The organism is Maribacter zhoushanensis (assembly GCF_029350975.1).
GTDB classification, from domain to species: domain Bacteria; phylum Bacteroidota; class Bacteroidia; order Flavobacteriales; family Flavobacteriaceae; genus Maribacter; species Maribacter zhoushanensis.
Genome location: NZ_JARKMR010000001.1, coordinates 1,425,472 through 1,437,649 on the forward strand (window position 1 = coordinate 1,425,472; position 12,178 = coordinate 1,437,649).

At 32.7% G+C, this 12,178-nt stretch carries 10 protein-coding genes; 7 read left to right on the forward strand and 3 right to left on the reverse strand.

Features of this window, described 5'->3' with window-relative positions; all coding sequences use genetic code 11:
* The first annotated feature begins 5 nt into the window (after nt 1–5).
* Genes PXD56_RS06145 through PXD56_RS06160 form a run of 4 tightly spaced genes read left to right on the forward strand, consistent with a single transcriptional unit; the run spans nt 6 to nt 3,228 of the window.
* Entirely contained in the window at nt 6–1,136 is a 1,131-nt protein-coding gene (locus tag PXD56_RS06145) for an FIST signal transduction protein (RefSeq protein ID WP_276492435.1), read from the forward strand.
* Nucleotides 1,136–2,200 (forward strand): sensor histidine kinase, encoded by a 1,065-nt coding sequence (locus PXD56_RS06150; protein ID WP_276492436.1) that lies wholly within the window; start codon nt 1,136–1,138, stop codon nt 2,198–2,200. The genes PXD56_RS06145 and PXD56_RS06150 overlap by 1 nt, the downstream gene beginning before the upstream one ends.
* On the forward strand, nt 2,197–2,517 hold the full coding sequence (locus PXD56_RS06155) for an Hpt domain-containing protein (RefSeq protein ID WP_276492437.1): 321 nt from the start codon (nt 2,197–2,199) through the stop codon (nt 2,515–2,517). The genes PXD56_RS06150 and PXD56_RS06155 overlap by 4 nt, the downstream gene beginning before the upstream one ends.
* The gene (locus PXD56_RS06160; protein ID WP_276492438.1) at nt 2,518–3,228 is read left to right on the forward strand and encodes a LytR/AlgR family response regulator transcription factor; all 711 of its coding nucleotides are present in this window, start codon (nt 2,518–2,520) and stop codon (nt 3,226–3,228) included.
* 17 nt (nt 3,229–3,245) lie between these two features.
* Here the strand turns inward: PXD56_RS06160 and PXD56_RS06165 are convergent, their stop codons facing one another.
* From PXD56_RS06165 to PXD56_RS06175, 3 genes are all read right to left on the reverse strand, one after another.
* Nucleotides 3,246–3,659 carry a response regulator gene (locus PXD56_RS06165; protein WP_276492439.1) on the reverse strand — a complete coding sequence of 138 codons (414 nt, stop codon included), beginning with the start codon at nt 3,657–3,659 and terminating at the stop codon, nt 3,246–3,248.
* Between the two features lie 3 nt (nt 3,660–3,662).
* Nucleotides 3,663–5,450, reverse strand: coding sequence for a sensor histidine kinase (locus tag PXD56_RS06170; protein ID WP_276492440.1), 1,788 nt, complete (start codon nt 5,448–5,450; stop codon nt 3,663–3,665).
* A 264-nt stretch (nt 5,451–5,714) separates the two neighbouring features.
* Nucleotides 5,715–7,775, reverse strand: coding sequence for a tetratricopeptide repeat protein (locus PXD56_RS06175; RefSeq protein WP_276492441.1), 2,061 nt, complete (start codon nt 7,773–7,775; stop codon nt 5,715–5,717).
* A gap of 223 nt (nt 7,776–7,998) precedes the next feature.
* Here PXD56_RS06175 and PXD56_RS06180 point away from each other — a divergent pair, with 223 nt between their 5' ends.
* The 3 genes from PXD56_RS06180 (at nt 7,999) to PXD56_RS06190 (ending at nt 12,160) form a co-directional block, all read left to right on the forward strand.
* Nucleotides 7,999–9,246 (forward strand): oligosaccharide flippase family protein, encoded by a 1,248-nt coding sequence (locus PXD56_RS06180; RefSeq protein ID WP_276492442.1) that lies wholly within the window; start codon nt 7,999–8,001, stop codon nt 9,244–9,246.
* 262 nt (nt 9,247–9,508) lie between these two features.
* Nucleotides 9,509–10,738, forward strand: coding sequence for a glycosyltransferase (locus PXD56_RS06185; RefSeq protein ID WP_276492443.1), 1,230 nt, complete (start codon nt 9,509–9,511; stop codon nt 10,736–10,738).
* A 282-nt stretch (nt 10,739–11,020) separates the two neighbouring features.
* On the forward strand, nt 11,021–12,160 hold the full coding sequence (locus tag PXD56_RS06190; RefSeq protein ID WP_276492444.1) for a response regulator: 1,140 nt from the start codon (nt 11,021–11,023) through the stop codon (nt 12,158–12,160).
* The last annotated feature ends 18 nt before the right edge of the window (nt 12,161–12,178 follow it).

Below are 12,178 nucleotides of genomic sequence, written 5' to 3' on the forward strand. Positions count from 1 at the left end.
AATAGATGAAAACCGTACAAGCAATTAAAAAACCAAATGAGTCTTTTGTTCTGCAAAATTCTGTTCAATTAAATGAACCTTTGGTATTAGTTTTTGGTAATAGATATATGCTAGAGAGTGATCAAATTTATGATGAGGTTAGGGCTTTGTTTCCTAATGGTCATATTGTATTTGGTACAACGTCTGGTGAAATTATAGATGATAAAGTTTTGGACGGTACCGTTGTTTTAACGGCTATAGAGTTTGAAAAAAGTTCGGTATTAGTTAAAAGAAGCAATGTAGATGACTTTAATAATGATGATGAAAAGTTGGGCGAGAGTCTAATAGCAGAATTTCCAAAAGAGAATCTTAAACATTTGTTCGTCATATCTGAAGGCAGTACTGTAAACGGTAGCGCCCTAATAGAAGGTCTTGAACAAATAAAAAATACGACCTATGGTTTATCTGGCGGTCTCTGTGGAGATGATGATCGTTTTGAACGAACCTTGGCATCATACAACGAAAACCCTAAAGAAGGCGAAATTATAGCTATTGGTTTTTATGGGGATACCTTAGAAATTACAAGCTCTAATTATGGCGGGTGGACCAATTTTGGACCAGAAAGAATTATTACAAAATCTAACGGAAATATTCTTCATGAACTAGATGGTAAACCAGCATTGGATCTTTACAAAACGTATTTAGGTGAAAAAGCTAAAGAATTGCCTAAATCAGCATTGCTTTATCCTTTAAGTGTAAAAGCCACTGAAGATGCAGAACCTCTGGTACGTACTATTTTAAATATAGATGAAAAGGATAACACTATGATTCTTGCAGGTGATGTGCCTGAGGGGTCTAGGGTGCAATTAATGATGTCATCTGTAGATGATATAGCAAATGGTGCTTTTCATGCAGCAGAGCTAGCTATGAACGGTAGAAAGAAGGATCCAGAATTAGCATTGTTGATTAGCTGTATTGGTAGAAAACTGGTAATGGACCAACGTACCGAAGAAGAAATAGAAGAGGTAAAGGCTGTAATTGGCAATAATACGGTTATAAGCGGGTTTTATTCTTACGGTGAAATGGCTCCGTTCAGTGGTCAAGATAGTTGTAAGTTACATAACCAGACTATGACACTAACTTTATTTAGCGAATAATGCATTCCCTTTTAAAAAGACAAATAAGAAAATATTTACCTGCCGATTTAGAATCGCATCCAGAAATGGAACACTTTTTAGAGGCAATAGAAAAATCATATGAAAATTATGATGATAAATTTTCTATGCTGCATAGAGCTTCCACAATAAGTTCAGATGAACTGTTTGAAGCAAATAAGAAACTACAGAACGAAGCTAAACAGCAGAAAAAGATTCTGGTTTCATTAGAAGATGCCATTCGTAGTTTAACAGATAATCTTAATGAAGATCAATTATTTGGTCAGAATATTGAAGATGAATTTAATGCAGAGCAGCTAGCGATCAATATTAGTAACTTGGCATCACAGGTATCTGAAATGTCTGTAGAAAAAGATAAGTTACTACGAAGTTTAGAAATCCAGAACCAGTCACTAAACAATTATGCGCAAATGGTGTCGCATGATTTAAGGTCGCCGATAAGAAATATTAGCGCATTAATGGATTGGATATCTGAGGATGAAAAAAAGAATTTTTCAGATAGCAGTAAAGAGAACTGCAAATTGGTTTCTGAGAATCTTGCTAAAATGGATAAACTTGTTACCGGTATTTTAAGCCATGCCACTATGGGTGAAACCAAAGAGCAACGTGTTACATTTCAATTAGAGGAAAGTTTAAGAGATATAGAAAAAACCATTTTTGTTCCGGAAAACGTAACTTTTGAATATGCGGAAAATTTGCCGGAAATGGCATTTGAAAGGGCAAGGTTAGAACAATTGTTCATGAACTTGTTTTTAAATGCTATAACCGCTACTGAGCATATAGAAAACGGAGTTATTAAAATTGGGTATGAACCAGATGATGAATATTGGAAATTTAGTGTTTCCGATAATGGAAAAGGGATACCTGCAAAACACCAGCAAGGTATATTTCAAATGTTCAAAAAACTAGAAACAACCAATAATGCCACAGGTATAGGGCTTGCGATTGTAAAGAAAATTACGGTACTTTATGAAGGTTCTGTTTGGTTAGATTCTGAAGAGAATGTAGGCACTACATTTTTTATAACTTTAAAGAAGAATTTATGATAGAGCAACCAAACCTTAATTATGTAGATGAGCTTGCGGGAGATGATGTTGAGTTTAGAGGTCAATTTATAGATATTATAAAGAATGAATTTCCTTTAGAGAAAGAAGAGTATTTTGGTCATGTTAATAATACAAGAACCAAAGAGGCTGCCGAGATGGTTCATAAACTAAAACATAAATTCAATATTTTAGGGATGGAGAATTCTTATAAGCTAGCGGTAGCTTATGAAATGGAATTATTGGACGGAAAGCACGATAGTCAATCTAAATTCGTTGAAGTATTGGATACTATTGAAGAATACATTAAAACAATCTAAATGAACTGTATTATAATAGATGATGAGGCTACTGCTAGAGCAGTTGTAAAGCAACTATGCTCTAAAATACCTGAACTAGATGTCATCGAAGAATTTGATAATGCTATTTCAGCTATTAAATTTTTAAATCAACAGACTATAGACGTTATTTTTTTAGATATTCATATGCCAGGGTTTAGTGGTGTTGATTTTATACAGACTTTAAAAGATCCACCTAAAGTGGTTATGACGACTTCAGATACAGACTTTGCTATTGCAGCTTACGAGTATGAGTGTATCGTTGATTATTTGGTAAAGCCTATTACATTAGAACGTTTTGAAAAATGTATAGATAAAATTAAAAGTAGTTCAGTAAAAAAACCTCAAGTACAAGCTGCAGGTCAACAAAAAACATCTGAAGGAGAAGATTTATATATCAATATTGATAGACGATTAATTAAATTGAAATTAAATGAAATTTTAGTTATCGAAGCCAAAGGCGATTATATTGATATCAAAACCGAAAAAGAAGATCATAGGGTACACACAACCTTAAAAAAGATAAAAGAAAAATTACCAGAAAAATTATTTCTACAAATACACCGTTCTTACATTATCAACTTTACTAAAATCATTGATATTGAAGATAACAGTGTTCTTATAGCCAAGAATGTGGTGCCTATTAGTAGATCTAACCGTCCAGAATTAATGAGGAGATTAAACTTACTTTAGGTTAAAATTAAATTAGGCTACCAATTCTCGTGGTAGATTTTTTTAAATATTTCGGTTAATTGAACCTTGTTTACGGGTTTTACCACATAACCGGTAAGTTCTTCAAAATGAGAAGCTCTTTTTATATCACTATCTCGCATAGATGAACTGACCATGTAGATATTAATACTGTTCATGATTTTTGGTTTCAGTTTTTTAAATTCGTTTAAAAATCCCCACCCATCTAAGAATGGCATATTGATGTCTAGAAATATTACTTCTGGTAGTTCTATTTGTTCATCTGTACATTGAGAGATATACTCAACAGCTTGTTCACCATCTGTAAAAGTGCTTACAACTAATTCATTTGACAATTGATTAATAGTCTTTTGCATTAAATAAAGATAAAGTTCATCATCATCAATGAGCAATATGTTTGGCTTTGTATTCATTTTTTAAAATTTTATTTTAAACGTTGTTCCTTGTCCTACTTTACTTTCTATTGTTATTGTGGCATTAAGAGCTTCTAATTGCGATTTAATTAAAAAAAGTCCCATTCCTTTTCCTGATATATTTCTGTGGAATCTTTTATATAATTTAAATATGTTTTCTCCATGTTTATCAAGATTTAATCCTATTCCATTATCTCTAACATAAAGTACCTTCTTTTTGTTTTCTAAGGCAGTTTCAAACTGTATGTAAGAAGCTACATCATCTCTTTTGTATTTTATGGCGTTAGATATAAAGTTTTGCAGTATGCTCTGTAAATAGAATTTTGAATATGAAATATGGTCCCAAGCCTTTAAGTCTAATAGAACTTCAAAATCACTATTATTTAACAGTGTTTCTGTAAACTCACTTTTTACTTCTTCAATAAGCTGTGCTAAGTTGATATCTACAATTTTAATCTCTTTATTATCTAGAATAGCTACATACTCATTAATGTCTTTTGTAAGATTGGTAATACTATTTGCTACTAGACCTAACTTTGGTAATAGTTGATTTAAAATATCAGGATTTTTCTCTTTCTGAATCATTTCAACAATTACGGACATACTTGTAACCGGCGAACGCAAATTGTGAGAAATTAAGTAGTTGAAATCACTCAATTGTTTATTTCTTATTCCTAAACTATTGTTCATTTCATTCATCATACTATTATTCTCCTCTAGTAGATTTTTACTTCTTGTCAATAGTATATTTTTGTTTTCTAACTCTGTATAGAATTGTTCTTTTTCAATTTTCTTTTTTTGAAAAATATAGCAGAGGGTCAGTAGACCAAAAATTGAAATAATATTAAAGGTTAACAAGCTTTCAAATAAAGGCTGTAATTCGGCTTTAACTACTTTTGGAGGAATTTCCAAAGCTATAAGCCAATTAGAGGCGGTAACTATTTCTGATGGTAGGTTAGATATGGAACCAAAGGTAAATGTTGCACCATTTAAATTGATTGATTGCTGTGACCAAATATGGTCATTTGCCACAAAAGAGCTGTCTCTATTATGTGTTATTGCTCTGGTATTTAGAATATTGTCTAAAGAACTATTCTTATTTGCAGTTTCATAGGGCAAATCTTCTGTTTTGGTACTTGAACTTATAACTCTTAAATCCTCATCTAGTAAATAAACATTCTTTTCCTCAACTTTTGATTTTATTTGGTCTAGAATTTTTTTCATTTTAAAATTGATGACCACTAAACCTATTTGATTTTCCTCATTATCAAAAATTGGAGCCACAGTTCTAATTACTGGTTTATGCGGTTTTTCTATTTCTCCATTTTCTTTATTTAAGCTTATTTGAGAAAGATATATTTGATCTCTTTTTAACTGTAATCCTGCTTTTACATAAGGATGATAATTTTTATTTTGTAGAGCGCTAATTACAATAGAATCGTTTGCAACCCGTTCCGTTCTAAAAAATTCTTTTCCTTCTAAATCTATAAAGCGAAATTGATCATAAAAAGTAATATCCTCAATAAGTTCTAGATAAGACTTTAAGTATGAGGAATGCTCTGTTAAAGGATCAAAATTCTTTGGGAACTTTAAACTGGCCCAATAATGGGTGTTACGTAAAAAAGAATGGCATTCATCTTCAAAGGCAGCCTTTTTCATCGTGGTTGCAAGAATCTGACGCTCCTTAATAGATTCAATTAATTTTACTTTTTGGGTGTAAAATAAAAAAAGAGAAAGCGCTAAAACTGTCAGATAAAGGCCAATAAACATTTTTAAAACTCTCTTCCACATACTGCCTCGATTAGAGTTTCATTTTCAATAGTGATTTTGTTTTGTGTGTGTTCTAAACACCTGTACAAAAATAGGTAAATTCCTACAATTATATCGGTTTTACGAGCTTATTTCTATACTTTTCACTTTTTTCAAGAAAAAAAGTGAATAATTTTGTAGGAATTTATGATGTGCTTTATAACTGCCTTTTGGTACTGTTACAGAGAACTCATCAATAGCTGTTTAATTTCTTATTTGGTTTTAATCAACTATGTTTTTGGAAAATTAATCTAGCTTTAATTTTTTGTAGAAAAGCGGCTTCTTTAGAAAGAGCCATTTTGCTTTTAATCCTATTTCGGTAAATTCAAAACCTGCAGCTGTTGCAGAAGCAATATTACTATACTTACCATAAAAGTTTAGACTAAAACGCTTAGAAAATTGATGTTGTACAGAAGCTTCAGCTCTAAAGATATTGGTGTTAGGGTCATCTTCAACTTTTTGAATACCGGTAGCTGCACTTGCCATATAAGTTGTTTTTTCAGATATTTTACCACGAACATCGGCAAAGAGTTCAACAGCTTGGTATTTCTCTGGACTAAAATATATGGTTGGTACTTGGTCTTTAAATGTTATATACTGATAATTAACACCCATTTTTAAAGCAGGTTTTTTAAGCACATTATAGTAAAGCGATGTAAATAATAAGTTTCTGACATTATCATCACTCTGTTGTGTATGCATTAATTGGGTATACCAGCCAAAATTGACATTAGTGCCTAAATTATAATTTAAACCATAATGGTTTTGTACAATTTCGCGCTCAATTAATTCAGCATTAAAACTTTGCACTTCTCGTTGATAACCTAAAGTTAAGTTTTGAAGCTTAAAAGGTTGTAGGTCTAATTTTATATCAAGAACAGGCTGTGTGTATGCTTCATCTAAAAATCTTGAGTTGTTCAAACCCAATACCGTTTTTAAAATAGTCTTTGGGAATAGTTTGTACTGTAAACCCACTAAAGCTACATGTGAAGTGGCTTCATTATCTGTTACCTTATTTTCAGTAGACCTAAAGAAATAAGAAACCGTAGTTCTAAATTTTGTAGAGAAAGGTACATCTACCGTAGTATTGGTAAAAAAAGCTGTATTGTTACCGTTATCAAAAGTATAAGCGGCATGCTCTTCTATGGTAGGGGTGTGCATTAAGTTCAACTTTTCAATAAAACCCTTGGCATCTTTTTGATTCTCATAAAATTTTAAAGTTTGGTTGGCCATGAAATACGCCGGTACAATTTTATCAGATGCAAATAAGGCGTTTGCTTTTCCTAAATTACCATCAAAAGAAGCACTATCATTGACCAAGATTCTATCATAGCTTTCAACACTTGCTTTTGAATCTCCCGTGTATAGACCTAATGTTGCTTTTAAGGCGTGTATCCAATTTCTATTGGGAAAATGGTTTTCTAAACTATCTATTTTTTTACGGGCAGGTATAAATTTTTTATTCCAGATGAGCGCTTGTACATAACGATCGTAGGTGTTTTCAGTTAGAGCTACGTCATCAAGTTTATCTACTTTTACTGTTGCGCCTTTAGCAATAACTAGAGCCTCTTTATCATTTTCATCTAAATGTTCTGCCAATGCAATACCATTTAACGCGGTAATAGAATCTTTTGGGGTAGTGGCATACCTAACATACATATTCTTTGCTTTGTCCGCTTGCTTGGTAATTAAATAAAGATTGGCAAGATTGATCAATACATCTTTATCTTCAGGAAAATCTTCAAATATTTTTTTAAGTGTTTGCTCACCTTTACCATATTGTTGGTTATTAACAAAGGCATTGGCATAACCTAACCTCATAAATTTTCTTGAGACTTTAGCACTTTCGTTTTCAGGCTGTAATTCTATGGCTTTTTCAACCCAACTTAAAGCAGATTTATATTCTTTTAAATTACTCAGCGTATTTGCATATCCTAGTACGGCACCAAATTTAGTAGGGAATTTTTCAACTAAATCTGCATATAACGGCTTGGCTTGTTCATATTCTTTAGCCCATAAAAATGATTCATTGTAATTGATCAATATTTCAAAATCACCAGGGTAATCTTCTAATAGGTCAGAGAAAAGACCTGTTGCCTTTTGTGGTTCTCCGCTAAGACCAACTGCTCGTCCATAACACAGTAAAGCTGTTTTGTTATTAGGGTCGGTTTTAAGGTATTCACCAAAAAAAAGTTCGGCTTCTTGAAAGTCACCTTTCTCTAATAAACCAAAACCTTTTGTCATATCAGATTGTGCTCTTAATAGCGAAGAGGTCAATAGAATAAGGAAAACTACTTTACGAATCATTAATGTGAGATTTATACTACAAATACCTAACGGTAATTATTGCGATTTATTTGTCTTTATCAATATTGTAAAGATAATTCTGCATCTATGGTTACGGAAGTAGGATAATTGCCATTCATCTACAGCAAATGGTCATCTACCTAAAGCACTTAATTTAAGATGGTAGCCTTTGTGATATTTGAGGCCTAACCAAGTCAATGTTTGGACTTTAAAAAACGTAACCATGACAGCAATTAAACTAGTAATGAACAAAGTTTCTCCAGAAAAAATATTTATGGTGAGCGTACTGGTCGTAAACGGAGGTAATTATTTATATAACCTTATACTAGGTAGATTGCTTGGTCCCGCAGCTTACAGTGAAGCTGCATTATTGATCACGTTACTATTGGTTTTATCTTTCTTAGGGATGACTTTTCAACTTGCAACTGCAAAATTTGCCATCTTATTTTCTAATGACGATTGGGTAGCGCTTAAACAACTGCTGTATAAACATGCGTTGGTTTTTGGTATGCTAATAGGTATACTACTTTTTGCTTTTGCAGAAGATTTGCAAAAAATATTTCAAACAGAATCTGATTTAATTTTTAAAACTTTTGCTGTCTCGGTACCTATTTATTTTTTTATGTCCGTTAATAGGGGAAGGTATCAAGGTAAACAAGATTATCAAAAATTATCTATTACGTATCAGACCGAGATGTGGAGCAGATTATTGATTACACTAGGTTTGTTATGGTTTGTGCCTTTCAAACCTGCTTTTCTAGTAGCGTTAGGCATTGGGCTTTCATTTGTATTCGGTTTAATTCCTACAAATTTCAACTTTAAAAGTATCACGCAAAATGTTGCCTTGTCTAAAGAGAATAGGCAGAAAGTAATAAGCTTTATTCTGTTGACTGCTGGTTATGAACTTACACAGATTATAATCAACAATAGCGATATTCTTTTGGTAAAGCATTATTTTGATACCGTAAATGCCGGGCTTTATTCTTCTTTGGCCATGATTGGACGGGTAGTTTACTTTGTTGCTTGGATGTTTGTAATGCTGCTTTTGCCCGCTGTAGTACAAAAGCAAAAAGATGGTGAACCTACTGCACCTATATTAATTAAGTATGTAAGTTATATTGGTGGCTTGGCTATTACCATAACATGCTGTTGTGCTATTTTTCCAGAGTTTATTATCAATGTAATGTTTGGTGAGGCTTATGTTTCTATGGCGCCTTTATTATGGCAATACGCACTAGCTACTTCGCTTTTTGCTATCTCAAATATATTTGCTTATTACTTTCTGTCTCTTGATCAATATGTACCTGTGATCTTATCTGGGGTGTTGGGAATTTCTCAAATTGTGATGATTACATTCTTTCATAGCTCTTTATACATAGTTGTACAGGTACATATAATTGCCATGGTAGCTTTATTGATTGCTCAACTACTTTATTTTACTCATAATACTATATTGAACAAGACAGCTTAATACTTAAATATTAAGTAAGTCTGGCCCGAAGAGTTCCCCCCATCTTCGGGCTTTTTTATTATATGTTATTTTTAGTGATAGGGTGTTTTTTATTGTAAACCTTTGAAAAACTGATAAATGCTGATTTTGAAAAAGGCTTGTCTAACTATTGCTCCCATTCGTCTATAGTAAGGCTTCATCCACCTAAAACCATCTAAAAAAGCATTGTCTTAGTTAGATATTTGTATCAAGAATAACCAAATAGAATTAAATACTTAACCACATGAAATTAGCTATAGTAACTGCATATCCTCCTAGTAAAGTAACGTTAACGGAATACGGATATCACTTGGTAAAACATTTTAGACTTCAAAAAGAAGTAACAGAAATCATTTTAGTAACCGATAAGACCGAAGGTGAAAAAGATCTTGCTTTTACTGAAGATGGATGTAAGATTACCGTAAAAGAATGTTGGAGATTTAATGACTACAGTAATCTTTTTAAAATAAACAAAGCTATCTCGGCAACTAAGCCAGATGCTGTACTTTTTAATTTGCAGTTTTTAAAGTTTGGTGACAAAAAAATACCTGCCGCACTTGGTTTAATGTTACCACTTATGTGTAAAATGAAGGGTATACCTACTATATCATTACTGCACAATATAATGGAACAAGTAGATTTAGAAAATGCGGGTATCACTTCCAATTACTTTCTTAAGAAGGCATATAATGTAATTGGTAACGTATTAACAAAATTTGTGTTGGCCTCAGATGTAGTGGCCGTAACCATAAGTAAATATCAAACTATATTGGAGAAAAAATATGAGTCTAGAAATGTCGCTCTAATTCCCCATGGCTCATTTGAAACTCCACCAGAACCCACTTATGATTTACCTGAAGGTCCAAAAAAAGTAATGGCATTTGGCAAGTTTGGTACTTATAAAAAAGTAGAGGTCTTGATAGAAGCGGTAGAGTTGATCAGACAACGTACCGATCAAAATATAGAAATCGTAATTGCCGGTACAGATAGCCCTAATACGCCAGGATATTTAGATGGTATTAAAAAGAAATATATACACGTAGAGCAAATGCACTTTACGGGTTACGTGGCAGAAGAAGATGTACCTGTAATTTTTAGCGAAAGCGCAGTTGTAGTTTTTCCCTATACTTCAACTACAGGTAGTTCTGGTGTGTTACACCAGGCAGGTAGTTATGGTAAGGCAGTTGTATTACCAGATTTGGGCGATCTTAGTATTTTGGTAAAAGAAGAAGGATTTAAAGGCGAATTTTTTGAGCCTGAAAATGTTGCTTCACTGGCAGACGCTATAGAGCAAATATTGGAGCACGATTCTTATAGAAAGTATTTGGCTATGGCAAATTACAGAGCTGCTTGCTCATTGCCCATGTCAGAAATTACAAAAATGTATGTAGAATATTTTAAAGTGTTACAAGTAGCAAAGTCTAAAGGATTTACGTTAGATGTTCCTTTAGTGGAAAAAGAATTAATGGCATAAACTATTTGGTTAGGTTTAGTGAAAAAGGGGGTAGTGTGGTTAGCTACTCCCTTTTTATTTTTTACAATATCAGAGTATAAAATGATGAAACAGGGATATTATTTAAAGATGTTACATGTGAAAAAATAAATGTTTTTATTATTTTAAATAGCTGGTTTATATGTGTTTACGTTAGTTTTTGGGCTTTAATTATCCAAGAGGGATGTAATTTTTCTACTTGTATTTTACAATTTTCAATAAAATACACGTTATATGTAAGTAAAATCTTACCTAAAAATTGCTATGAAAATACTAACCATAGATGACCAACAGCTTATTTTATTATCTGTTGAAAAGCGCCTTACCGAACTTGGATATGAGGTCAAAACTGCTGATACAGGTAAAAAAGGCATCGAAATTTATGATTCTTTTAAGCCAGATTTGGTTCTCGTTGATATAAATATGCCCGGTATTTCTGGTTTAGAAGTAGTAAAGCATATTAAAGGTGGCGACAGAAAATCGACCCCGGTTTTAGTGATGTCCGGCAATACCGAAGAAAATATAATTATGGATGGCTTTACTTTAGGCATTGATGATTATATGAAAAAGCCGGTAAGTTTATCTGAAATGGCGGCTCGTATTAAAAGACTGATTGGTGCCCCCGTAATAGAATTGAATGCAAATGTTTCTGGCGACGGAAGAATGTTACAGAAAAATTGTGTTGGCGTAGTAATCCCTTGTTATAATGAAGAAGAACGACTTTTAGGTAAAGAATTTAGAGATTTTGCACACAGTAACCTTGGTTATCATCTTTGTTTTGTAAACGATGGTAGTACAGATAATACGCTCGAAGTTTTAGGAGAACTAAAAAAAGGTAATGAAAGCAATATAAGTATATATGATTGTGAGAAAAATGGCGGTAAGGCCGAAGCAGTACGCTTAGGAATGTTACATATGGCCAAAGATCCTCAATTAGATTATATTGGCTTTTTAGATGCCGATCTTTCTACAGATTTTAGAGATTTTGATGATTTAGTAGAAACACTTGACAAGTCTGATTTTAAAATTGTCAGTGGCTCAAGAATGAGCAGAATGGGAGCAGATATTACTAAAGAATCTGCACGTAAAATTATTAGTATGACCATTAACCTGATCATACGTACCATTTTAAGAATGCCATTTAACGATACACAATGTGGAGCTAAAGTAATGGACCGTTCCGTGGTGCCACTTATGTTTTCCAAGCCTTTTATTACCAAGTGGTTATTTGATGTTGAGATGTTTATACGTATGAGAAAGTACTTTGGTAAAAAAGAAGCTATTAAACTCATTTGTGAACAACCACTAAAAAGATGGATTCATGCAGATGGTTCTAAACTTTCAATGAAAGATTCAGTGAAAATTGTTGGTCAACTTGCAAAGATTGCGGTTGTATACAGATAATTATACTCAATAACCCTA

Coding starts and splice junctions, on each gene's coding strand:
- PXD56_RS06190 (WP_276492444.1), top strand. CDS start 11,021: ATGAAAATACTAACCATAGATGACCAACAGCTTATTTTATTATCTGTT.
- PXD56_RS06165 (WP_276492439.1), bottom strand. CDS start 3,659: ATGAATACAAAGCCAAACATATTGCTCATTGATGATGATGAACTTTAT.
- PXD56_RS06155 (WP_276492437.1), top strand. CDS start 2,197: ATGATAGAGCAACCAAACCTTAATTATGTAGATGAGCTTGCGGGAGAT.
- PXD56_RS06185 (WP_276492443.1), top strand. CDS start 9,509: ATGAAATTAGCTATAGTAACTGCATATCCTCCTAGTAAAGTAACGTTA.
- PXD56_RS06175 (WP_276492441.1), bottom strand. CDS start 7,775: ATGATTCGTAAAGTAGTTTTCCTTATTCTATTGACCTCTTCGCTATTA.
- PXD56_RS06150 (WP_276492436.1), top strand. CDS start 1,136: ATGCATTCCCTTTTAAAAAGACAAATAAGAAAATATTTACCTGCCGAT.
- PXD56_RS06145 (WP_276492435.1), top strand. CDS start 6: ATGAAAACCGTACAAGCAATTAAAAAACCAAATGAGTCTTTTGTTCTG.
- PXD56_RS06170 (WP_276492440.1), bottom strand. CDS start 5,450: ATGTGGAAGAGAGTTTTAAAAATGTTTATTGGCCTTTATCTGACAGTT.
- PXD56_RS06180 (WP_276492442.1), top strand. CDS start 7,999: ATGACAGCAATTAAACTAGTAATGAACAAAGTTTCTCCAGAAAAAATA.
- PXD56_RS06160 (WP_276492438.1), top strand. CDS start 2,518: ATGAACTGTATTATAATAGATGATGAGGCTACTGCTAGAGCAGTTGTA.